We start from the raw sequence: 23,535 nt of genomic DNA on the forward strand, positions 1-23,535 counted from the left end.
CTTGTTTTATAGCAAAGGCTTTTTTAAAGGGAAACTAATCCCCCCTCATCCTAGCCTTCTCCCTGAGGGAGAAGGAACCACGGTAATGCGTTTAGGGGCTGTTTTCTAGAAAGAAGGCTGAAAGCGGCCCAGCATGTAGCCACTGCCTGGCTGGCTGGCCCACAAGATCCTTTCAGGATGACAGAAGAGGGGAGGCGGGCGCAGCCAAAGCCATATAGGGGTAGCTTGTGTTATTAGAATTGACTCTATAAATATCTAACTATTAGTTAATTGATTCTAATCATCTAACGAAGAACATCTCATTCCTGCACATCTCTAAAACCACTGACATCTTCCGGTCTTGTGTCTTATATCCTGCTTCTTGTGTCTCTAAAAAATGTTAGCCTTCGTCCATTCCTATTTTAGCCTGCGCTATGGCACCCTGTCGCCTGAAGAACTGGCGGTGGAGGCGAAGGCCAATGGCTACAGTGCCCTGGCCCTCACGGATATCAACGCCACCTCTGGCGTGTTTCCGTTTGTGCAGGCGTGCCGGGCGCAGGGCATTGAACCTCTGGTAGGCATTGAGTTTAGGGTGGGCAACGTGTGGGTGTACACGGGCCTGGCCCGAAACCAGGAAGGCTTCCGGGAGTTGAACGAGTTCCTGAGCACCTACCTGCTGAAACATGAGCCGGTGCCTCTGGTGCCGCCGGCTTTCTCGCAGGCTCTGACCATCTATCCGTTTGCCCGGGCCCAGGAGCTGCTACTGAAGCATGTACTGCGGGAGAATGAGTACGTGGGAGTGCGGCCCCAGGAAGTGAACCAGCTGTTGTTCTCTGACCTCCGCCGGAAAGGCATACGGTTGCTGCTGTACCCACGCTTCACCTGCAAGAACCTGGAGGGGTTTGCGCTGCACCGGCACTTGCGGGCCATTGACCACAACATTCTGCTGAGCCAGCTAGACGTGGGGCATGGGGTAGCTGAGGAGCCGTGCTTTGTTTCTGCGGGCAAGGTCAGGCAGCAGTACGGGCAGTTCCCTGAGTTGCTGAAAAACAATGAGCACTTGGTGCGGGAGGCGGCTTTTTCGTTTGATTTTCAGAAAAGAAGAAATAAACAGCACTTCACCACTTCTGCCAATGAGGATATCGTGCTGTTGAGGAAGCTGGCGCTGGATGGGGCCAACCGGCGCTACGGGTCGGCCAACAAAGTAGCCAAACAACGGGTGGAGCATGAATTGGCTATCATTGAGAAACTGGAGTTCGGGGCGTATTTCCTCATTACCGAAGACGTGATCAGCTACGCCAAGAAGCGTAATTTCTACCACATTGGGCGGGGGAGTGGGGCCAACAGCGTGGTGGCCTATTGCCTGGGCATCACCGATGTGGACCCCATTGAGCTGGATTTGTACTTTGAGCGCTTCCTGAATCCCAAACGCACCTCGCCCCCAGACTTTGACCTTGACTTCAGTTGGGACGAGCGCGACGAGGTGCTGGATTATATCTTCAAGCGCTACGGCAAAAACCATACGGCGCTCATGGGGGCCATGGTCACGTTTCAGCAGAGCTCCATCCTGCGGGAACTGGGCAAGGTCTACGGTCTGCCTAAAACCGAACTGGATGCGCTGGTGGAGCGACCGCAGGCCTCCAGGAACGCGAACCGCCTCACCCAGGAGATTTTCAGGTACGGGCAACTGCTCACCGATTTCCCCAACGTGCGCTCCATCCACGCGGGCGGGGTCCTCATCTCTGAGGATTCCATCTATAATTACACCGCCCTGGATTTGCCACCCAAAGGCCTGCCCACCGCGCAGTGGGACATGTATGTAGCAGAAAGCATCGGTTTTGAGAAGCTGGACATCCTGAGCCAGCGCGGCATTGGGCATATAAAGGAGTGCGTGCACCTGGTGCGGCAGAACCAGGGCATCAAGGTAGACGCGCACGAGGTGGCCAAGTTCAAGCAAGATGAGAAGGTGAAGGAGCAGCTCAGGTCCGGCGATACCATCGGCTGCTTCTATATAGAGAGTCCGGCTATGCGGGGGCTGCTCACTAAGCTACGCTGCGACAACTACCTGTCGCTGGTGGCCGCCAGCTCCATCATCAGGCCGGGCGTGGCTAAGAGCGGCATGATGAAAGCCTACATCCAGCGGTTCCATGACCCGGGCAAGATTGAACACCTGCACCCGGTCATGGCCGAACAGCTGGGCGAGACCTACGGCGTGATGGTCTACCAGGAAGACGTGCTCAAGGTCTGCCACCACTTTGCCGGGCTGGACTTGGCAGATGCCGATGTGCTGCGCCGGGGCATGAGCGGCAAGTACCGTTCCCGCGCCGAGTTCCAGAAACTGGTAGACAAGTTCTTTGACAACTGCCGGGAGCGGGGCTACCCAGAGGCCATCACCAAAGAGGTCTGGCGGCAGGTGGAGTCATTTGCGGGCTACTCGTTCTCCAAGGCGCATTCGGCCTCTTTTGCCGTGGAGAGTTACCAGAGCCTTTATTTGAAGACGTATTACCCGCTGGAGTTCATGGTGGCCGTGATCAACAACTTCGGGGGCTTCTACCGCACGTGGGTGTATGTGCAGCAGGCCCAGAAGGCGGGGGGCATCCTGCACCTGCCCTGCGTGAACCACAGCAGCTACTACACCTCCCTCCAAGGCTCCGATGTGTATCTAGGGCTGGTGCACGTGCAGAACCTGGAGCAGAAAGCGGCTTTCAAAATTGTAACCGAGCGCGAAGAGAACGGGCCCTACACCAGCCTGGCGGATTTCCTGCGGCGCACCCAGACTACCCTGGAGCAGCTGCTGATCCTGGTGCGGGTGCAGGCCCTGCGCTTCACGGGCCAGGGCAAGAAGACGCTGCTCTGGGAGGCCCACCTGCAAGAAGCCACCCCCGGGAAGGGGAGCGGAGCCGGACTGCTCTTCCAGACCCCCGCCAAGGTCTTCACCTTGCCCACCCTAACCCATACCTGGGTAGAAGACGCCTATGATGAGATGGAACTGCTGGGGTTCCCGGTGTCCTGTACCTATTTTGACCTGCTGCAGACCGCAGAGCGCGGCGACGTGCCCGCCAAAGACCTGCTGGCGTTCCTGGGCCAGTCGGTACGCATGATGGGCGTGTTGGTCACCACCAAGTATGTGCGTACCGTGCGGGGCGAGGTCATGCAGTTCGGTACGTTCCTGGACGCCGCCGGCGATTTCTTTGACACCGTGCATTTCCCGCCCAGCCTCAAGGCCTGGCCTTTCAAAGGCAATGGCGTGTACCTGATCTATGGCAAAGTAGTAGAGGAGTTCGGGTTTCCCAGCCTGGAGGTGGAGAAGCTGGCCAAGCTGCCTTTCCAGAAAGACCCGCGGTACTAAAAGCCAAGCGCATGAGGTGCGGCTTCTGCTTCCCAGGCCGGCAAGTAGAAGCCGCACCGTGCCTGACTAGTTTAAAGCCTCTTTTCTGCAAAAGGCCAGAGAAACAGAATCTCTACCAAAATAGCCCCGGAATAAAACTAGCGAGCCAAAAAGAACCGGTTTTCAATGAGCCTGCGCGCTGTACGCCACCGGAAAGCAGCCTGAAAAGTAGCCTTATTTAAAGAAGCGGATAGGACCACTCTAAATGGAGTCACAGTATAGGGAAATTGCTATTGTTACCATTAGCCGGAATAGTGGTTGCTTTTTGTCAGACATATAGGGTTAAAAGGCCATCCGGAGACAGAAACCTGCTTATAAGCCAAGGAGAATCTGCCATTTTTGATGTTACCAATCCCGCCTTCTTTTCCTGTTTTTTACAATTTTAAATGTGTCAATTAGATACACTTATTACAAACCTTACTACACCAATCTAACATGAAGAAAAATTATTTTACAGTTGGAAAGTCTGCCGTGGCAGCTGCAGCCTTGTCTGTCGCCTTTTTAACAGGTTGCGAAACAGACAAGCTGATGGAGAATGAAGAATTGGTAGCGTCTTCCCAGGCGCAGGATGCCGTAGGGCAGCAGGACTTCGTGCCGAATGAGGTGCTGGTGAAGTTCAAGGCCGGGGCCTCAGAAGAGGCGAGAGCCGCCGTACTGGCCCGCATCAGCGGAAAAGTAAAAGAAAAGATATTGACCAAGACCATGCAGCGCCTGGGCGACAAAGAAGGACTGGTCTTGTTGCATACGCCCATGGCGGCCTTGGAGGCGCTGAGCAAAGTGAAAGGCGCTCCAGAGATTGAGTTCGCGGAGCCTAATTACATCTATACCCACCAGGCGGCTACCGCCGATCCTTATTTCACCAATGGTTCCCTGTGGGGCTTGTACGGCGATGCCACCAGCCCTGCAAACCAGTTCGGCAGCCAGGCCGGTGAAGCCTGGGCCCGCGGCAATACCGGTTCTGCCTCTGTGGTGGTAGGAATCATTGACGAAGGCGTACAGCACACGCACCCAGACCTGCAGGGCCAGATGTGGATCAACCCTTATGACAAAGTAGACGGCATTGACAACGACGGCAACGGCTACATAGACGATGTGAACGGCTGGGATTTTGACGGCAACAACAGCAGCGTGTATGACGGCGGCTCAAGCGGCGGAACCGATGACCACGGAACCCACGTGGCCGGTACCATTGGCGGCAAGAACAACGGCGCCGGCGTAGTAGGTGTGAACTGGAACGTGACCATGATCTCGCTTAAGTTCCTGGGGCGCAGAGGCGGCACCACGGCCAATGCCGTGAAAGCCGTGGATTACCTCACCGACCTGAAAACCCGCCACGGTATGAACATTGTGGCCAGCAACAATTCATGGGGCGGCGGCGGCTTCTCCCAAGCCCTGTATGACGCCGTGAACCGCGCCAACGCCAAAGAGATCCTGTTTGTGGCCGCAGCCGGCAACGGCGGAAGCGACGGAGTAGGCGACAACAATGATGCTGTAGCCAGCTTCCCTTCTAACATGGACCTACCTAACGTGATTGCGGTAGCGGCCATCACCAACACCGGCGCGAAGTCTTCGTTCTCTAACTACGGTGCCACCACCGTGGACCTGGGCGCGCCTGGCTCTGCCATCTATTCTACCACGGCCTTCAACACCTATTCTTCTTACAACGGAACGTCTATGGCCACGCCGCACGTAACCGGAGGGGTAGCCTTGTATGCCGCTACGCACCCAGGTTCTACGGCGGCCGCCATCAAAGCCGCCATCATGAGCAGCACCGTTCCTACGCCTTCTATGGCCGGGAAATGCGTCTCTGGGGGCCGCCTGAACGTGAGCGGTTTCTAAACCATCCAATTCCTATAGTTGAAGCCGTCCTGTTCTTAGAGCAGGGCGGCTTTTTTTTTGTGGAAGTGACCAGGAAAAGTAGAGGCGTAGGTGGCAGTAGTTTGGTACTTTCCAGAGGTGGATTTTCAAGCCAATTTCTGAGAAATGGTCCCTAAACGCAGTATGTTCTTAAAAAGGAAATTGAAATAGGAAGGCAGATACAGGAAGGAAAGCGGCCCTTTGATTACCGCCTGTCTTCAGCGAAAAGGCCCCAAAGAAGCAGCTGTAGTGGAGGTTGGTTGTTGCCAGTTGATCTGGTATATCTTTTTGTGCAGAAGGATATTATGTGATTTTGGCAAAAAGAGGCTTTAAACACTGATCCCAATCAGCAGCCAACCGAAGATGAACCCTGGAGAAAGCGTTCCTCCACCAGGGGTTAGTCAAATTCACCGCTGGCAGCCCCCTAAAGCGAACGTAATTTCCTCGCCAGCTCCTAAGAAAGCACTAGCAATTCTTCCTCCAGTTCGGCAGCCGCCTGGGCGCAAACAGCTTCTATCTTACCAAACATGGTGTGGAGCAGGGCCATGGTTTCTGGGGTGGCTTCCTGATCAGCCGCGTTCAGGCTTTGGTTTACCGCCAACACCTGAATGGCCTTGGCCAGATCTTCAAACTCCTGGTGAATGCCCATGGTAGAAAACGTAGGGATGATGGAGTGGGTGGCCAGCCGTAAAGCGTTCCATTGGCGTTCCTGGATGGCCTGCTTCATGGCCTGCACCAGCTGAGGAATCTCCTGCAGGTACAGCTGGATCATCTCTACCAACCGGGTGTTGTTCTTGGTGATCCGGATGAGGTAGTCAAAATTGACGCACCGCGGGGAATGGAGTTTCCGGGCTCCCGCACCTGACAACACCGGAGCCAGGCCTTGGTCGCCGTGCTTGAGGTATTTGATGATCTTGCTGTAGAGGAGCTTGTCATCAATGGGTTTGGAGATATAGTCGTTCATGCCCACGGCCCGGCATTTTTCCAGGTCTACGGTGGTCACATCAGCGGTGAGCGCAATAATGGGTACCTGCAGGTGCAGTTGGTTCCGGATGTGGGAGGTGGCCTCAAAGCCATTCATCTCCGGCATCTGCAGGTCCATCAGCACGATGTCATAGGTGGTATGCGCCAGCATCTCAATGGCTATTCTGCCATTGCTGGCTACTTCCATCTCAAACCCGAAGTCTTCCAGCAAGGTTTTCATGAGCAGCTGGTTCAGGGCAATGTCTTCCACCACCAGAATGCGGGCGCCTTTCAGGCCCGCCTCCAGGTCAATGTGCAGGCCTGCGTCGGCATCGGCTTTTTCCTGTGTTTTCTTGAAACTAAGGATAAAACTGAAGGTGGAGCCTTGGCCTACTTTGCTTTTGACCGTGATGGTTCCGCCCTGCGGCTCCACCAGGTTCTTGACAATGGCCAGCCCCAGACCGGTGCCCCCGTACAAGCGCGAGGTGCCGCTGGTGGCTTGCTGGAAATTGTCAAAGATGCGCTCCAGCTTAGATTCTTCAATCCCAATGCCGGTGTCGGTGACAGAGAACTCCAGAATGACTTTTTCCTCGTCCTGCACCAACATACGCACGCCCACGGTGATTTTCCCTTCGGTGGTGAATTTGACGGCATTGCTGACCAGGTTCAACATGATCTGGTGCAGGCGCACGGGGTCACCCACCAGCACCTCCGGGATCTTGGGGTCATAGTCCATCTCCAGTTCCAGGTTCCGTTCCTGTATCTTGGTCTCAAAGAGGTGCACCATGGCAAAAATGGAAGCCGAGGGCTTGAACGGGATCTGCTCAAACGTCATTTTACCGGCATCTACCTTGGCTAGGTCCAGAATGTCGTTGATGAGCACGATCAGGGCATCTCCGCTGAGTTTGATGGCGTTCAGGTATTCCCGCTGCTTGGCGGTCAGATCGGTCTTGAGGACCACCTTGGTAAACCCGATAATGGCGTTCATGGGCGTCCTGATCTCGTGGCTCATGTTGCTCAGAAACTGCTGCTTCGCTTTCACGGCGTCTTCGGCCAGGGCAGTGGCGCTCTCCGCCTTCGCTTTGGCTTCTTCGGCTACCACGGTGGCTTGTTCGGCGGCCTCTTTGGCTTCCATGAGCTCGGTGGCAATCCGTTTCTGATCGGTCACGTCACGGGCCACGATCACCACCCCCAGCACGTTTCCCTCGTCGTTTTTATAGACGGCCCCGTTGAACAGAACATCGGTGAGCTTGCCGCCTTTGTGCCGCAGGGTAAGGGGAAAGTCGGCTACGGCGCCTTTGGCGAAAACCTCCTGGTACACCTCCCGGGCCATCTGGGGCTCGGTGAAGTAATCAAAGAAGTCAGAGCCAATAAGTACCTGTCGGTCAACACCGGTAATGTTCACCATGGCCTGGTTCATGTCGGTGATCTTGCCTTCCGGACTGATGGTAACCAGCGGGTCTCGGCTGGCTTCAATAAGGCCGCGCGCATAGTTGGCCACCCGCAGTTCAGCGGCCCGTTTCACTTTCTCATCGTTCTGGAACGCGAGTTCTTTATTAGCCAGGATTAATTCAGCGGCGCGTTTTTCTTTCTCGTCGTTCTGGAAGGCAAGCTCTATGTTGGCGATGCTCAACTCCGCCGCCCGCTTTTCCTTTTCATCGTTCTGAAAGGCTAATTCTTTGTTTGCGATGCTCAGTTCCGCGGCGCGCTTTTCTTTCTCGTCGTTCTGAAACGCCAGTTCAATGTTGGCAATGCTGAGTTCGGCCGCCCGCTTTTCCTTCTCATCATTCTGAAAAGCCAGCTCTTTGTTGGCGATGCTCAACTCGGCCGCCCGCTTTTCCTTCTCATCATTCTGAAAGGCCAGTTCCTTGTTGGCAATGCTGAGTTCGGCGGCACGTTTCTCCTTCTCATCATTCTGAAAGGCCAGTTCCTTGTTGGCAATGCTCAACTCCGCGGCGCGTTTCTCTTTCTCGTCGTTCTGGAAGGCTAATTCTTTGTTGGCGATGGCGAGTTCAGAGGCCCATCTCCGGTCGGTGGTTTCGCGGGCGACAATCACCGCACCCAAGGCGTTTCCCTCTTCGTCTTTGTACACCGACCCGTTGAACAGGATATCAGTCAAGGTGCCGTCGTGGTGCCGGAGCGTGAGCGGGGCATCTACCACGGCGCCCTGGGCAATAACTTGCTGGTAGGTGGCATGAGCCAGCGCTGGCTGGGTGAAATAGCTGAAAAAGTCTGACCCTAGCAGCCGATCACGCTCCACCCCGGTGATTTTCGCGGCGGCTTCGTTCGTGTCCGTGACAATGCCTTCCAGGTTCACGGTGACCAACAGGTCAAGGCTGGCTTCTATAAGGCGGCGGTATCTTTTTTCACTTTCCTTCATGGGGGTAGAGGCTTTCAAGGCCCTTTAGCGGGTAGTCTGGTTAGGGTGTAAGACTACGGCAACGGCCATTGCACCCGGAAGGGTGAAGGGGGAGGTAGATCTAAGAACAGCTGGGTTGATCCGGTAATAACTACCAAGACCATGCAGTACTGTCTATAGCGCAGTGGAACTCTGGTAAGATACAGCTTTTTACCCGTAACTCCTTTTTCCTGTCAAACCAAAGTGCATCAATGCCTGGAATCGGATTTTTCTAAGGCAGGATACTTGGAAGAAGCTGAAAAAAGGAAGGCAGAATAAGTAGCCCGGAATCGTAGCTTTGATAAGACTTTCAGGAACCGTTTTCTAAACCTTGTGCGTCTTAGAGCCAATGAAAAGGAACGAGATCCTACCTGTAGCCACTGGAAAGGGTGAAAACTATGGCTAGTTAAGGAGGTGTTCTTTCTGTTTTTTGGCTGGTTTAGGTTAAAGAAGCCCAAAACGAAGGAGAAGGCCTCAGGTTGGGCTGTTTACCTGCTATTTTTAGAAAATAGGTGAATTTTTGGGGTTACTCTTTTTTCTTCTCATACAACAGAAAATGCTGGATGGGCAAGAAGTTCTCCTGGCGGGAAAGGGTGAACCCATTGGCGGCGAGTTCTTTGTCTACCTGGGCTATGCTCATCTTGTGCAGTTCCTTGATGGGCACCGAAGGGTCTTCGGCGCGGAATTCCAGCAGCAGCAATTTGCCGGTAGGTTTGAGCGCCTGGTGCAGGGCCCGCAGCATTTCCTGCGGATATTCCAGTTCATGGTACACATCTACCATGATGGCCACATCTACCGAGGCCGCAGGCAGGTTGGGTGATAAGGCACTGCCTTTCACCACCGTCACATTAGCCAGCCCCAACTCCTGGGCGCGGCTCTTCAGGATAGAGACAAATTCGTCCTGCACTTCCACGGCATACACCTTGCCTTGGGGTACTTTGGGCGCGATCCGGAAGGTGTAGTACCCAGTGCCGGCCCCTACATCGGCTACCACGCTGGAGGGGGCAAGTTCCAGATGGGAGAGAGCCAACGCCACATTCTCTTCTTCCTGCCGGGTGTCACGCTCCAGCCAGGCCGCCCCAGAGGCCGACATCACGTGCGCGATCTCCCGGCCCAAGTATACTTTGCCAGTCCCGTCGGGGTGCGGGTATTTATAGGTATAATTACCGGTTTCGACCTTCTGGCTTTTCACCGGCTGTGACTCACAGCCAGTGCTTAGCGCCAGTAAGGAGCCCCAGAAAAAGCTAACGACAGCAAGAGAATTCCGGAAAGGGAACATAGACAAAAGGCATAACCTGGGATCTCTTCTTTTAACCTTCTTCCGACAGAAAAGTTTGTACTGGTCTGCTTCTGGTAGGGTGGGCTTTGCTGCGCCACCTTTCTTTCAGGCCCTTTGGGAAGAGGGAAGCCTTCCTTGTGAACAGAATCAGGGGAGCCCAGGTCCAGGAGAAGTTGTGCGGAAAGTAGCGCTTTTTGGTAAGGGATGAAGTGCGAGGCTTGTAAAAGGTCTGTTTTCTTTAAATCAAGCCATAAACAGAAAGGGTGTTCCCTAGAACATATCCTAGAGAGCCATTCTGTTAAAAAACCTTCTACCCGGAAAATAGAAAAGCGGCTTTCCAACCTGGGAAGCCGCTTTTCACGGGAGGTTCTAGGTAAAGCTAGCCCTTAGTTAAATTGCTCCGTGATGTATTGAAGCAGTTTTTCGTCGCTCATGTGGTTGGAGGTGCTTTCTTTAGCCTGGGTGTTCTTGAATTGGGCCGTGTCCGCTAAGAAATGGATGAACTGCTCCTGCGTGATGCCGGTACCGGTCACATGCACTTCCTCAGCATTCGTCATTAAGGCACTGATTTCCTTGAAGAACTTCACTTGTAAAGATTGTTCTGCGTGGTGGGCGGTGTTCTCATTGGAGTTACTGCCCTGGCCTTCGTTTTTGGCCTGGCCTACTACCACGAAGGCACCGGAATCCACGTCTTTTCTACCTACTACGGTAGCCTGACCTGAATCTAACCATACGCCAAATTGCTTGCTGTTCTTTCCTGACATTCTCTTGGGTTTAAATATATTAGCCTGTAGCTGGCCGTAGGAGCAAAGTCTTTCCCTGTATAGTGGCCAGTTTGTGTTTTTAGCAGCCTTTTTTAAGCAGCTTCCTGCGGGGCAGTGCTTTCTTCATAAGTTCCTTCAAACTCCTGAGTCACCACTTCTTCTTTGTTGATCCAATACTCAGACGTGAGCAGGGAATAGGTATGGTCTCCGGAGGTCTGTAACTCCCAAACAATGGCATCGGCTTCCGGGAAGGCCACGGTACCGGCCATCTGCTCCCCAAACAACCGCTTCACCAGGTTACTGTCTGATAACCCCTGTTCCAGTAACCGCAGAGCGCCTTCTTTGGAAAGGGAAGCGTTCTGGGACTGGTCCTGCGGTAAGGCGGTAAACTGAATGCGCGTGGCTTTGGTATTGGGGAATTTGCCGTTAAAAGCTTTGTAGAGCAACTGGTTGATGTGGAACAAGGGAGCATGCAGGCTGATCACCGGGTATTCCTCAGAGATTTTGTCCAGGAGCATGTCGTTGGAGATTTGCTGAATCTGCCCTTCGCCTAGGCTGTCAGACAATTTGTATTCCAACACCAGGGCTGCCGCTTCATTGGGCTCAAAATCAGTGATGGCCATGGCGAGTAATTCAGGCAGGGACTCTGGACTGGCCGAAGCCGCATCTGGAAAATTGAATTTCTCCAGCAGTTGGATGTAGTCTTGGTCTGACCAATAGCCGGGTACTTCTTCAAGTGTTTCGGCACTATGAATGGTGATGGAAAAATTCATATAAAGGAAGGTAAGTAGATGGAAGGCTTGTTTTTAACGTCAAACCAAAGAGCAACATTTGCTCTATTTCTGCAGCAGCAGATGCAAAGGAAAAAAGATGAAAACAGCCGGTAGAAAACGAAGAGGTGAAAAGCCAGGCTTTAAAAGAAAGGATGCGGCACCTGACAGGTGAAATCTCTTTCTCTTGAACGCGTGCGGGTGGCGAAGGTTGGAAATAAGATTTTTTAAAGCAGAAACGTTTCTCCAGAAAAAGACCACCCCTGAAAAGGAGAGGATAGAGGGAGAAACGAGGATCAAGCGATGAGCATTGATAATAAGTAGCCCCTTTCCGGCAGTCTGGTCACTGACATGTATCTTTGCCAGGCAACTATGCGGCTCCCTCACCCAATACGCCTTTCCTTTCCATGAAATCCCTGACGTCTTCCCTCCAGTATTTTGTGGTGCAGAAAGGACGCCTTTCCAACAAAGAGGCCATTCAGGCCATCCTGGGAGGAAGGGTTTTGGTAAATAATCAGAAAGGCCAACTCCGGCAGGTTCTGCAACCCGAAGATGAGGTGCGGCTAGACGGTCAACTCCTGAAAGCGGGGCAAGCCTTCACCTACCTGGCCTACTACAAACCCCGCGGCATAGAATCTACGCTTAACCCAGAAATTGAGAACAACCTGACCCAAGCCTTGAACTTGAACGTGCGCGTGTTCCCGGTAGGGCGGCTGGACAAGGAATCAGAAGGGCTGCTGCTGCTCACAGACGATGGCCAATTCTACAACCGCATCAGTCATGCTGAGACCCACCAGGAAAAGGAATACGTGGTGACAGTAGACAAACCTTTAACTGCTGAGGCCCTTGCTCACTTAGCCGCCGGGGTGGTGATCATGGGGAAAATGACGCGGCCCGCCCAGGTGCAGAAGCTAGGAGAGAAGACGTTTTCCATTGTTTTGACCCAGGGCCTAAACCGCCAGATCCGCCGCATGTGCTATAAGCTGGGATTTGAGGTGGAGAGGTTAGTGCGAGTGCGGGTAGTAACGGTTACTATTGGTGACCTTTCTCCAGGGCAATGGCGCCCCATCCCGCAAGCGGAATTGGACTCTTTGAATCAATGCCTTGTAAAGTAGGGCAACCCCAGGTTTATAGCTCTTTATTCATTGCTAATCCAAGCATTTTAGGCCGCTTTTATAGAAAACGCCCTAAAAGCGCCTTCAAATTGCGTTAGCACTCCCTGAGCGGAAAAGTATTGACGCTAATCCCAAAGAATTACCGGTTCGTCCACCTAGACCAGACTTCGTTTACTTTGCCGCCGGTGCTGCTGAGGCCGGTGTGGTGCCAGTTGCCGTCTTTAATCTCATAGTTGAACGTGAGCTCCATGCCCACCCGGTTGTTGTCGCGGGAGAAGAACTCAATGTGCTCTGTGTACTTGCCATTCTGGGCCGTGTAGGTGCCGCCGCCCGTGCCGGAAAAAGCGCCGGTTTCAGAATTGAAGGCGATCCATTGGAAGCGGTCTTTGGATAAGATCTTGATGGTCTTGCGCGGCCCTGGCACCATCCGGTTCATCTGGCCATTCTCGCCCAGTCTGCCACTGATGCGCCAAGCCCCAGCCAACGGAGAGGTAGCGTTTTTATCTGCTACTTTCTCCCAGGTTTGAGGCGCCTTGTCCACCCCACTTACCGTCTGCAATAGCCATTTCCCATTCTTCCTTGCCAAGGTGCCCGCTACCGCTGAACCAACCTTGGTGCTGTCAAAAGTATTGAACTCATATTTTCCCGCGAACTTCCCCTTAGCAAGGGTGTACGTGCCACCGTACGTGCCCAGAAACTTCTTCCCGGCCTTATCAAAGTGCGCCACCGAGAAAAAGCCATCCGCAAGGGTCTGCACCACGGTCATTTGGCCTCCGATCCCCGTTTTGCCCACCAGTTGCCAGGCTCCTTCCAACTCTGTTGGGGAAGACGAGGTCTGCACCATGCGGTGCTCGTGGGTAAGGTAGGCAGGTGTTTCAGGCGAGAAATGGTAAAAACTGCCCATAAACAGAAAGCTTAAACTTAAGATTGCCGAGGAAGTAAGTAGGGGTAGCGTAGCCATAGGAAAAAAGAATAAAGTTGGAGTTTAACATGCCTTTCTGAAGTAAATACGAAAAAGGAATTTTTCTGCTGTTCTTAGCCTGTTTTCCAGAAAAGACGCTGAAAATAAGAAAAGGCAAAGTACCCCAAGCCCAAAAGTGTTCCTTAATTGCTTCCTAGTGATAGCTATATCATAAACGCGACCAAGATCAGTTCAGTACGGACAGGTCGCGACCTGTCCTCCCCGCATTGCTGATCTTCCCCGCATTGCTGATCTTCCACGCATTGCTGATCCTCCCACGCATTGCTGATCCTCCCACGCATTGCTGATCCTCCCACGCAAGCACCCATCTTCCATTCTCTCCCTACTGCTTTTCCGTAAAAACCAATTCACTAATGCACCCCATGCACCCAGCCCGAAAACGGAACAGGCTCCTCGGTTTCGATTACAGCCATGATGCCCTCTATTTTGTCACCTCTTGCGTGAAAGAGATGGCCTGTGTCTTTGGGGAGGTAGTCCACGAAGAAATGCACTTAACTACCTATGGGCAGATAGCCACCCGCAACTGGTTTTGGCTGCTGGAACGCTACCCTTATGTGGTCTCCCATGCTTTCGTGGTGATGCCCAATCACATGCATGCTATCCTTGAAATAAACAGAGAAGGTTTAGGGGAAGAAGGGAATACCTTGGGCCCGGTGGGCGAGGGGAAGCAGCAGCAATGCGTGGGGACAGACCGCGACCTGTCCGTACTTGGGGGGAAGGTGCCTAAGATAAAATCTATTTCTCAGATCATGGGAGCGTATAAAACCATCACCTCCAAGCAAATCAGGCTGGCAGGCCTAACGGATTTTGCCTGGCACCGTTCTTTCCATGATCATATCATCAGAAGTGCCAGTAGTTTCCAGCGCATCAAAGATTACATCGAAAATAACCCTGCCCGGTGGCAGGAGGATACCTTCAGGAGATGATATCCAGGAAGGAGATCCGTAAAAGGAGGGAGAGCTGGGCACGAGGTACGGTCAGGTCGCGACCTGTCCTCTCCGCATTCCAGATCCCCGCATGCCTGATCCCCTTATTCTGGAAGGGCGCTTTGATGATGTAGTTCAGGAACGATTGGACAGGTCGCGACCTGTCCAATCGTTCCTGAACTACGCCACTTCAAAGGCCCACACCTTATACCGTTCCTCTGCCTGCTCCAGTATTTCATCCAGTATCACCTGCATTTCTGCTTTTACATTTAAGCACAGCACCTTCTTCTCGGCAAGCTGTAATTGTGCTTTGGTATCGTTTAGCTTCTTTTAAACAACTAGCCCTTTAAGTAATCTAAGTAGCAAAGTATATAAACACAAAAAAGCCCCTCCAGATAGGAGAGGCTTTTTAAAGCAATTTGTCTTTATAGCGAAAGACTAAGCCAGTTTAACGTTGGTGGCGTTTAGTCCTTTTCTTCCTTCTTGAAGTTCGTAGACTACTTCGTCGTTTTCTCTGATTTCATCGATCAAACCTGACACGTGCACGAAGTACTCTTGATTTGAATTGCTGTCTTTGATGAAGCCGAAGCCTTTATCATCATTAAAAAATTTTACTGTTCCTTGATTCATATTGTTGTTATTATACCGTAATGACACTCCTATACGGGCAATCGTTCATTATGAATGGAAAATAAACCAGAAACTTTCAAATACCTCGTTTCCAGGCCCTCAGGGCATAAAAAATGGCCAACTAATTTACCCACCCTTGTTTTTTGCCCTGTTTTGGAGTTAAGAAAGCTTAAACCGGCCAAACAATATTAGCGGCAGGGCAGCAGGGGCGGGGCTTCTTCTCTATATAACTTGTTCCCTTGGCAACCCAGCAACAACAGCTGATTTGAAGGGAGCTTTGTCAAGTCTGTGAGACAAGCAGGAAAGTTACGCTGTGCAGCGAAGCAGGGCCAGAAGAAAACAATGAGGTAAACAAGCGCAGGTTGGTAAGAACACCAGAAGGAAGCCGGGCCGTTTTTCAAGCGCTTCCTTAAAAAGAAGCCCAAAACGAAAAAGCTGCGGAGGCAGGCAAACCACCCTCCACAGCTTTTCCATTTTCGGCCGATTTTATAAAATCTAACCGGAAAACCAAACCATAGCAGAAACTGCCTAGGGAAGGCTTGCCATCGATTATTTACTCACAGAACATTAACCTAAAGAAGGCCTCGCCTTAGAACTGAAACCCTATCCTAACGGAAAGCCTTTTATAGGTGATGTCATTAGAGATAACCGAATTGTCCCAAGTGTTGGTGATTTTGGTGTGGAGGCGTTGGGTTTTGTAGCCCAGGCTGAAAGCAAAGGCGGTTTGGGGACCGGCCTGTACCCGAAGGCCCAGTGCCGGGTTCCACAGAAAGCCACCCCTGGTTTCGTTGGCATCGCTGCCCTTCTGGAGGAACGTGGCGCCGTAGCCCATATCCATGCTATAGAAAGGGCTTACGCGGGCAGGAAGCACGGTGCCCCGAAAGCCCAATGCCAGCGGAGACACCACCGCCTCCTGATAGAAATCCAGCCCCAGGGTGGTGCCCACGGCCAGCAGGCGGTGCCACTGGTAGCCGTTGAAGATGGTAAACGTAGGCGACGAGACCGAGATATGCAGGGGCTGGTCATTGTGGCTCTGGTTCAGGTAGCCCAATTCCACCATACCCAGGTATTTCTTGGCAGTCGCGTCAGAGGCAGACGGTGTAGCAGGAACGCGTTCCTGGGCCAGGGAGGCCGCCGTGACCAGCAGCCAAACCAGCAGGAGAAGAAATAATTTTTTCATTTAGCTGTTGGCGGGTGCCACCGGAATCTTACTGATCAGTTTCATTTGCGCCAGGTTGCTGTAGTCAAATTGGTACAGGCCGTCTTTGCCTACCAGCAAAAGCGTGTGCCCCAAGGGGATCACGTCATAGGCATCCTGGTTCTTGAAATGCTTCAGCAGGTTATTGGTCACGGCCAAAGGATCTTTAACGTCAAAGACTTTGAGGCCAAACGCGCCCTCGCACAGAAACAAGGTGCTTTGGTCAATGCCCAAGCCGTGCGGGTTTTGCATGGGGTAGGTCTTGATCATTTTAGGGCTTCTGGGGTTGCTGATGTTGATGACCTCCAGTTGGTTCGTGAACCCGGCGCAGGCATTGCCCGACCGGAGCGTGACCCAGGCCAGATCACCTTCCACCACCACTGGGTCGCAGCTGTTCACGTGCGCGTAGGTAGACAAATGCACCGGACTGGCTGGGTTGGCATTGTCGTAGATGTGCATGCCGTTGGTAGAGCCAATGAAGAGCTTGTCCTGGTACGGGAAAATGGTTTCTATGCCCCAACCCAGGTTGATACGCTGCCCTTTCTGCGGCTGGTTCTGCTGGCTGATGTCAAAAAGCTGCAGCGAGGAAAGGCTCACGGTATACAGGTGATCTCCGGTGATGGTAAAACGGGCCATGGAGCCGCCTTTGCCTTGCGGGCTACTCATGGCGGCTCCAGCCAAGCCTTTGTTAGAGAATTGGGTGGAAATATTGTCAAACAAGATGCCCCGCCCGTTCTGCACCGGTGCCCCGCAATCAGAGGAATAAGGGGCGGTGACTTGTTTGGGGTTGTACTTGGCCAAAAAGGTGGTGGCCGCCGGATTGACAATAACCCCGTTCACCGGCAATACGTCCTGGAGGCGGTTCACCAGTTTAATGTCCAGCGGTTGGGAAATGTCCAGCACCACCAAGTCAATGTAGCTGTCGGCGTAGAGGGTGTTGTCTTTTACCGCCAGGTCCACATTGCCAGGAATACTGAGGAAGCGCAGCACCTGCGGAGAGGACGGTACCCGGTTGTCAATGACGTGGATGCCTTCGCCCACCTCATTCACAAACAGGTAGTCGCCGTAGGAATAGATCTTACCCGGGTTCTGAAGCGCCCGGGCGGGTTCTACTTTCACCGAGGTACGCAGTTCTTCTTTGGTCAGATACACCGGTTCATACACCGTGTAGGAGATGGTAGACTCGCATTCATCGGTGCAGGAGGCCAGAAAAAAGCCCCAAAAAAGCACCAAATAGAACGGCTTAAATAAGAGTAAAAGTTTTGGCTGCATAGAAGTAGGGTGAAGAGGTGGAAACGTCTGTTCGTAAGTAGATAGCTTTCTTAGATAACTTCTTTACTTACAAGAGCCTTCGCCCGCCTTATTGGTTGCATGGCCTGTACCGGAAAACTAAAAATTCCTCCCTTTTCCCCTTTCCCACTACTCTAGACAGATTTCCATTTTTAAACTCAGGCACCAGAAGGCTGAAAGAAGTTTCTGATTTTGGAGACCGTCATCATTTTCTCCTTTACCTGGAAGTTGGCGTTCGCTAGTTGGCGGCCGCTCTGGTCATAGATCTCCACGCGGTGGTCCCCGGCCACGAAGGTGGTTTCCCGGTCACTTCCCCAGCCAGAAAGGTACAGGTACTCTTCTTCCGGACTATAACTAATAGTAGCCGCAAAAGAATACCCCGTAGGCGATGATTTGGGGTTGAAGTACAACTGGCCGTTCGGTTTCAGGTACTTGACCAACACTGGCAGGGTTCCGGGCTTATCAGTGAGCACCGTGATTTTCATCCGGCTGAAAATGTATTTGATGTCGGCCCGCTCAAAGGAGGTGCCGTACTGCTCTGGGGCTGCGGAATTGAAGAAATCCATGTGCTCCACCAGAAATGGCTGGAGGAGTGCCAGGTGCGCGTATTTTCGGACCACCCCGGTCATTTCCTTCTGCAGTTCCCTTTCCTTAAGAACCTGGGCCGATTTTTCTTTTTCCAGTTCCTGGATTCTGCCTAAGGCTACCCGTTTTTTAGCCGCTTCTTTTTCCAGGTCCTGGGTTTTCTGGTGCAGCGCCTGCTGCGCGGCAGTATGGGTTTTCCGGAGGTCTTCCAGCTGGTGGTGCAGGGTTTTCACTTCCTGGTGGCTTCCTTCCAAAGCCTGGGCGCTAACTTTTAAGGCAGTCTTGTCCTGGGCCGCCTGAAGTTCCAGGGCTTGAACTTGTGTCCGGAGCTGGGCTATTTCCTGCTCCAGCGTTTGCCGCGCGTTCTCCAGGGCCATCAGCTGTTGAGAAAGCTGGCCTTTTTCCTGGGTTTTGGTTTTCAGGAAAACCTGCAGCTGGCTTTCTTCTTCCTCCAGGTGCCTGATCTTCTCCAGCAGTGTGTTTTTTGAGGCCACCTCCTGTTCCAGGCGGGTAGTTTGGTCGTTCAGGAGTTGCTGTTGCCGGGTAAGTTGGATATCAAGGGTTTTGATTTTGCCTTGCAGGTCCTGCTTCTGGGTTTTCTCCTGCTGGAGGAGCTTGTTTTTGTCTTGCAGTACCTGTTTGAGCTGCTCGGTGGCTAGTTCCAGGTCATGTACCTGGGTTTGCAGGGCCTGATTCTGGGTGGTGATCTCCAGAAGCTGGTTTTGGTGGTGGCGTCCTTTCTCTTCCTTTGAGGAAGCTATGGGCAAAGGCGGTTGCTGCTGCCGTTGTTCCAGTTCCTGCAGATGCCCCTGCAGGGTCTGGCGTTGCAGGAGCACCCGTTCCAGTTCCTTGGTTTTGGCCTGCAGCTCGGCAGTGGCCTGATCAGCGATTTCTTGCAGTTCTGCCAGACGGGTTTGGTGCTGTTCTGCCTCCTGGGCCAGCGCCTGCACTTGCTTTTCCAGCTGGTGTTGCTTGGCAGATGCCAGCGAAAGTTCTTGAACCCGTTTCTCCAGGGCCTGTTTCTTTTGGGTTTCCTGGGTTAGTTCCTGGCGTTTGCTGGAGGCGCTTTGGTGGACCCGCTGGAGTTCCTGCTCCAGGGCCAGAATACGGCGCTGCAATTCCTGCGGAGAAGGCCCTTCTGCTGGGCGCACCACCGGCGGTTGTTCTTTTTTAACCGTGGCTTGTTCCTTCTCCAGCTCCTTTACCTTTTTTTGTAGAAGGGTCTTTTCATTTTTCACCTCAAACAAGGCCTGCACAAAATGGTCCAGCTCCTGGTGCAAGGCTTTCTTTTCGGCTTGCAAAAGGTCCATCTGTTCGTTTTGGTCCTGTAATTTCAATTCCAGCCGGGAAACCTGATACTCCAGGTTCTTCAGGTTGGATGGGAGAATGGGGCTGGCGGCCACCAAAGGCCTGTACTGCCTGGTGTCATACTGGCGCTTTCGCTCCGGGTCAGAGAGCACCTCATAGGCTTCTTTCACTTCTTTAAAATACTCCTCAAAAAACACCTCGCCCTGGTTCAGGTCTGGGTGCACCTTCTTGGAAAGCTTTCGGTACGCCTCTTTGATCTCTAGCTGGGAGGCTCTAGGTTTCAGGCCTAAGAGCTGGTAATAATTCTTGTCCATTTTGGGTAGTACAGGTGGTATGAAAAAGCCTTTATAAAATGGTTGATAGACATAAAACCAGCGGTTGAAAGCACTATGAGGCAAACCGCAGCTGTTTTGATTATTAAATATAGTAAAAATTACAAAAAATAAAGGTAAAATTTAAGATATGAGCTTTTATGAATTTTTCTTAGGTCCCTGGTTCTTTTGAGGCTACTTTTTGAAAAGAAACCCAAAAAGATAAAAAGGGCTAGTTTTCTTGCTGCGGAAAATTTTCCACTTTTCAGTAGTCGCCTGCCAAAGCCACCTATTTTAGGAAGATAGTCTGCGTACAAACCCAGCCAAAAGAGGGAGAAAACTTTTATGCTTATTTATTGGTAAATTTGCCTAAGCTTATCGTGTTAACAGCTTTACGTACTTCCATGCCCTCAACCAACCTTCCTCCGGATTTCTACGAGGCTTTGATAGAAAGAACCGGCCAGGCCTTCTTTGCTTTTGACCTGGGCCAACTGCGTCTGGTTTACCAGAATAGTGCCTTTGAAGCGGCTTTCAAGGTCCCGGAAGGCACTAGTACGCAACAGGAATGGCTAGAGGTGGTACACCCTGAAGACCGCAACTATGTGGTTGGGAAACTGCCGGAAGTGCTAGCCTCTGGGGTTTGCCACTCCCTTGAATTCAGGGTGCAGCTTCCGGGGCAGCCAGGGCAGTGGGTATGCTTGTCCGCGTCAGTGGTTGAAAAAGGGGATGGGCAGCGCCTTCTGGTAGGGCATGTGGAAGACGTTACCACCCAACGGAAATACAATGACCACCTCAAGAAATTCTCCAATAAGAAAAACTCGGTGCTGAATATCCTGGCTCATGACCTGGCAGGCCCCCTGGGTATGATCCACAACTTGTCGGGCCTTCTTACCGACCAGCTGAAGGCGTTGGAGGAAGAAGAGAGCCAAAAAACCATTGCCCTTATTGAACGCATCAGCAAACACGGCTCTACCATTCTCCGGGACTTTATGAACCATGAGTTTCTGGAATCATCTCAGACAGACCTGGTGACCCGGCGGGTGAATGTGACAGAGAAGGTGCGCGAGGCCCTGGAGGAGTACCTGGGAGAAAAGGGCCGCCTCATGGATGTTCGGTTTGAATTCCAGTATAGCCATGAGGAGATTTTTGTAGACCTGGATGACCTGAAGTTCCTACAGGTCATTACCAACCTGATCTCTAATTCCCTCAAATTCACGCCTCCCGGAGGAGTAATCACCATCAGCCTGGAAAAGGAAGAAACCACCTTCCTGGTGAAAGTGGCTGATACAGGGGTAGGCATCCCTAAAGAATTTCATGAGCATCTGTTTGAAAAGTTCACCAAGGCTCGCCGGCCTGGTCTGAAAGGGGAGCAATCTGTGGGGTTGGGCATGTCCATTGTGAAAACCATTGTTGATTGGCACAAGGGAGACATCTGGTTGGAGAGTGAGGAAAACAAAGGAACTACTTTCTTCTTACGCTTACCCAAAGTGCAAATACCTTAGCAAGGTTCTGTAGCAAAATGCGAGATGGGTAATTGGCCGGTTCTTCATAGAAAAGCCATTGCCTTTTCCTGGTAACTATTTAGTAAAGGGAAAAGCCGCATAGCGGCCGGTCTCTATACTTTATAGAAAGAGAAGTATTGTAAAAAATGAGTGGGTATCAGCCTAGCCGTGACTGCTCAAGGCGGACCAGCAGGTAATAGGCGGTACAGGAACCTTCTGTGGAGGAAAAAGCGACTGTATTTTCCTCATTTCCAGACTGGTCATCTGCCGGGAAGAAATAGGTAATGGACATTCCAAACAAACAGAGGGTCTCAGAAGTGAGTCTAGGTTGGTAGTGCTCCAGAATAATTTCTAGTACTTCCCTTGAAACCTGTTCCCTTGCATAAATTTCCATGCCTAATGTACTACAAATCCTGGGCTATTGTTGCCACGCGGCTAATATTGTACTTTCTAAAGCTAATTCCAAGTAAAACAACTGTAATTAAGTACTTATTCTAGAAGTAGTTTGTTTACAGCTCTTTGCTCTTATCTCCAAAAGAGGTAGTAGACCAGCATAAAATACCAGGAAGAGCCATTAAACGGAAGAAAAACAGGTTGCCAGACCTGATGACTCCTTGCCCCATGCTGAAGGAGGTACTGGATCAAAAGTGGGGGAATTGAGTTGCCCTGGTTCTATGCCCCAAACTAGACAGCCTTTCCTATTATCAAGAAGGCTTAAGCATTCTTGTTCTATCCTCTTGTTTCTTTTTTATGAATTATAAAGGTTCAAGGCCACCTCAATAACAGCCAACTTCCCTCTACCCTTGATATTTTTCTAGGCCTCAACTAAATCTTGAAAAGCGGGAGGTTGAAACATACATAAGCTAAAACCATAAGTCAACTCCCATATCCCAATCCAGCTTTTCTGGCCCACTACCAGTAACTAATGGGCCCACGCATTCCGTTGGTAGGGGATGATCAATACGCCTAAACCACCATCTGCCTATCCTCCAAAGGATGGAAAGAGGTTTCTCGGCTTCACCTCCTTACCTGGAAACAACTCTAAAACTGGGTACCAACACCGAAGCTGAATCCTTTCCCAGAAAAAGAAAAGGACATCAAGGAAGTACGAATGGTCGTAGAGGCTTTACACTTTCAGAATAGCGGTCAGTGAAATGGGTTCAGCTTAAAAGGAGAGAGGCAGCATTCCCATCAACCGCAGACTGAATTTTATCCTGAAAAATAATTAAAATAGTATATTGGGGCCGACAGAAGAAATGTAATAGTTACACCAATCCTCTCAACCTGCTCAGATGAAAATAAGAAAAGCTGTGATTACGGCGGCGGCCCGCGGGGCCAGGCTCTACCCGGTAGCTGATACTGTGCAAAAAGCCATGCTTCCGGTCGTGGACATTGACGGACTTCCCAAACCTACCATCCAAATCATTGCCGAAGAAGCTTTTGCCGCTGGCATAGAGGAAATCTGCGTCATTTGTGCCCCCGGTGATGGACCACGTTACCAGAACGCCTTCACTTCGCTTCGCAACAACCTGCTGGAATCATATAAAAACACCGATTGGGCCAGAGAGGAAGCCGAGAAAATAGACCACCTGCGCACCTGCCTCCATTTCCAGGAACAGGCGGAGCCGTGGGGTTACGGCCACGCCGTATACTGCGCCCGCGATTTTGTGAAAGAGGAGCCTTTCCTGCTGCTCTTAGGCGACCATCTGTATGTCTCCAACAGGTCCGGTCAACGCTCAGCGGCCCAATTGATCTCCTTGGCCGTGCAGGAAGAATGTGCCGTGTCTGCGGTGAACCCTACCATTGAACACCAGATTCACCGGTACGGCACCCTCACCGGCAAACACCTGCCCAACCGCAAAGGGATCTACCAGATTGAGCGGATCATAGAGAAGCCTTCCATGAGTACTGCGGAACTGGAACTGCAAACGCCCGGCCTGCGCAATGGGTACTACCTCTGCTTCTTCGGGATGCACGTGCTTACCCCCGCTGTTTTTACCAGCTTGCAGGCGCAGGTAGAAAGTGGGAACCAAAACATTCAATTAACGCCTGCTTTACAGGAACTGGCCCAAAAGGAGAAATACCTGGCCCTGGAGGTAAAAGGCAACCGCTATGACCTGAGCAAAAAGCAAGGGCTGTTGCAGGCCCAGATAGCCTTGGGGCTGGCAGGGGAGGCGCATGATGAAACTCTTACCTCTATGGTAGACCTGCTGGCCGAGGCGAATCAGCGGAAAACGCTCTAGGTTTTCCCATACTCCTACCGCGGTTTCTTGTCCCCTTTCCCCATACC

General features: G+C 52.0%; 17 protein-coding genes. 6 read left to right on the top strand and 11 right to left on the bottom strand.

What is annotated here, in order from left to right; translation table 11 throughout:
- Window positions 1-376 precede the first annotated feature (376 nt).
- Window positions 377-3,328, top strand: coding sequence for a DNA polymerase III subunit alpha (locus FOE74_RS17180; protein ID WP_149099865.1), 2,952 nt, complete (start codon window positions 377-379; stop codon window positions 3,326-3,328).
- A 474-nt stretch (window positions 3,329-3,802) separates the two neighbouring features.
- A complete protein-coding gene (locus tag FOE74_RS17185; RefSeq protein WP_225840864.1) occupies window positions 3,803-5,206 on the top strand; it encodes a S8 family peptidase in 1,404 nt (467 codons plus the stop codon).
- Between the two features lie 472 nt (window positions 5,207-5,678).
- Here FOE74_RS17185 and FOE74_RS17190 read toward each other — a convergent pair whose 3' ends face one another.
- The 5 genes from FOE74_RS17190 to FOE74_RS17205 all read right to left on the bottom strand — a co-directional run bounded on the left by FOE74_RS17190 (window position 5,679) and on the right by FOE74_RS17205 (window position 11,401).
- Window positions 5,679-8,567 (bottom strand): PAS domain S-box protein, encoded by a 2,889-nt coding sequence (locus tag FOE74_RS17190; RefSeq protein ID WP_149099866.1) that lies wholly within the window; start codon window positions 8,565-8,567, stop codon window positions 5,679-5,681.
- A 544-nt stretch (window positions 8,568-9,111) separates the two neighbouring features.
- On the bottom strand, window positions 9,112-9,777 hold the full coding sequence (locus FOE74_RS17195) for a class I SAM-dependent methyltransferase (protein ID WP_225840865.1): 666 nt from the start codon (window positions 9,775-9,777) through the stop codon (window positions 9,112-9,114).
- 23 nt (window positions 9,778-9,800) lie between these two features.
- Window positions 9,801-10,205 (bottom strand): hypothetical protein, encoded by a 405-nt coding sequence (locus FOE74_RS21300; protein WP_188686944.1) that lies wholly within the window; start codon window positions 10,203-10,205, stop codon window positions 9,801-9,803.
- Between the two features lie 45 nt (window positions 10,206-10,250).
- Window positions 10,251-10,628, bottom strand: a complete 378-nt coding sequence (locus FOE74_RS17200; protein ID WP_149099868.1) for a hypothetical protein — start codon at window positions 10,626-10,628, stop codon at window positions 10,251-10,253.
- A 92-nt stretch (window positions 10,629-10,720) separates the two neighbouring features.
- On the bottom strand, window positions 10,721-11,401 hold the full coding sequence (locus FOE74_RS17205) for a hypothetical protein (RefSeq protein ID WP_149099869.1): 681 nt from the start codon (window positions 11,399-11,401) through the stop codon (window positions 10,721-10,723).
- A 404-nt stretch (window positions 11,402-11,805) separates the two neighbouring features.
- Here FOE74_RS17205 and FOE74_RS17210 point away from each other — a divergent pair, with 404 nt between their 5' ends.
- Entirely contained in the window at window positions 11,806-12,513 is a 708-nt protein-coding gene (locus FOE74_RS17210; protein ID WP_149099870.1) for an RNA pseudouridine synthase, read from the top strand.
- 139 nt (window positions 12,514-12,652) lie between these two features.
- Here FOE74_RS17210 and FOE74_RS17215 read toward each other — a convergent pair whose 3' ends face one another.
- On the bottom strand, window positions 12,653-13,417 hold the full coding sequence (locus FOE74_RS17215; protein WP_149099871.1) for a membrane or secreted protein: 765 nt from the start codon (window positions 13,415-13,417) through the stop codon (window positions 12,653-12,655).
- A 431-nt stretch (window positions 13,418-13,848) separates the two neighbouring features.
- On the opposite strand from FOE74_RS17215, the gene FOE74_RS17220 reads away from it, so the two are divergent.
- Window positions 13,849-14,421, top strand: coding sequence for a transposase (locus FOE74_RS17220; RefSeq protein ID WP_225840866.1), 573 nt, complete (start codon window positions 13,849-13,851; stop codon window positions 14,419-14,421).
- 438 nt (window positions 14,422-14,859) lie between these two features.
- On the opposite strand, the gene FOE74_RS17225 is transcribed toward FOE74_RS17220, so the two are convergent.
- From FOE74_RS17225 to FOE74_RS21495, 4 genes are all read right to left on the bottom strand, one after another.
- Window positions 14,860-15,051, bottom strand: a complete 192-nt coding sequence (locus tag FOE74_RS17225; protein WP_062545387.1) for a cold-shock protein — start codon at window positions 15,049-15,051, stop codon at window positions 14,860-14,862.
- Window positions 15,052-15,640: 589 nt separating this feature from the next.
- Entirely contained in the window at window positions 15,641-16,231 is a 591-nt protein-coding gene (locus FOE74_RS17230; protein ID WP_149099873.1) for a hypothetical protein, read from the bottom strand.
- Window positions 16,232-17,521 carry an LVIVD repeat-containing protein gene (locus FOE74_RS17235; protein ID WP_149099874.1) on the bottom strand — a complete coding sequence of 430 codons (1,290 nt, stop codon included), beginning with the start codon at window positions 17,519-17,521 and terminating at the stop codon, window positions 16,232-16,234.
- A 176-nt stretch (window positions 17,522-17,697) separates the two neighbouring features.
- The gene (locus tag FOE74_RS21495; RefSeq protein WP_225840867.1) at window positions 17,698-19,746 is read right to left on the bottom strand and encodes a DnaJ domain-containing protein; all 2,049 of its coding nucleotides are present in this window, start codon (window positions 19,744-19,746) and stop codon (window positions 17,698-17,700) included.
- A gap of 401 nt (window positions 19,747-20,147) precedes the next feature.
- Between FOE74_RS21495 and FOE74_RS17245 the strand changes: the two genes are divergently transcribed.
- Window positions 20,148-21,245: a PAS domain-containing sensor histidine kinase gene (locus FOE74_RS17245; RefSeq protein ID WP_149099875.1), complete on the top strand. Its 1,098-nt coding sequence runs from the start codon at window positions 20,148-20,150 to the stop codon at window positions 21,243-21,245.
- A gap of 157 nt (window positions 21,246-21,402) precedes the next feature.
- On the opposite strand, the gene FOE74_RS21595 is transcribed toward FOE74_RS17245, so the two are convergent.
- Window positions 21,403-21,537, bottom strand: a complete 135-nt coding sequence (locus FOE74_RS21595) for a hypothetical protein (RefSeq protein WP_262713753.1) — start codon at window positions 21,535-21,537, stop codon at window positions 21,403-21,405.
- 1,000 nt (window positions 21,538-22,537) lie between these two features.
- On the opposite strand from FOE74_RS21595, the gene FOE74_RS17255 reads away from it, so the two are divergent.
- On the top strand, window positions 22,538-23,488 hold the full coding sequence (locus FOE74_RS17255; RefSeq protein ID WP_149099877.1) for a UTP--glucose-1-phosphate uridylyltransferase: 951 nt from the start codon (window positions 22,538-22,540) through the stop codon (window positions 23,486-23,488).
- The last annotated feature ends 47 nt before the right edge of the window (window positions 23,489-23,535 follow it).

This window comes from Rufibacter glacialis, from assembly GCF_008271745.1.
Lineage (GTDB): Bacteria > Bacteroidota > Bacteroidia > Cytophagales > Hymenobacteraceae > Nibribacter > Nibribacter glacialis.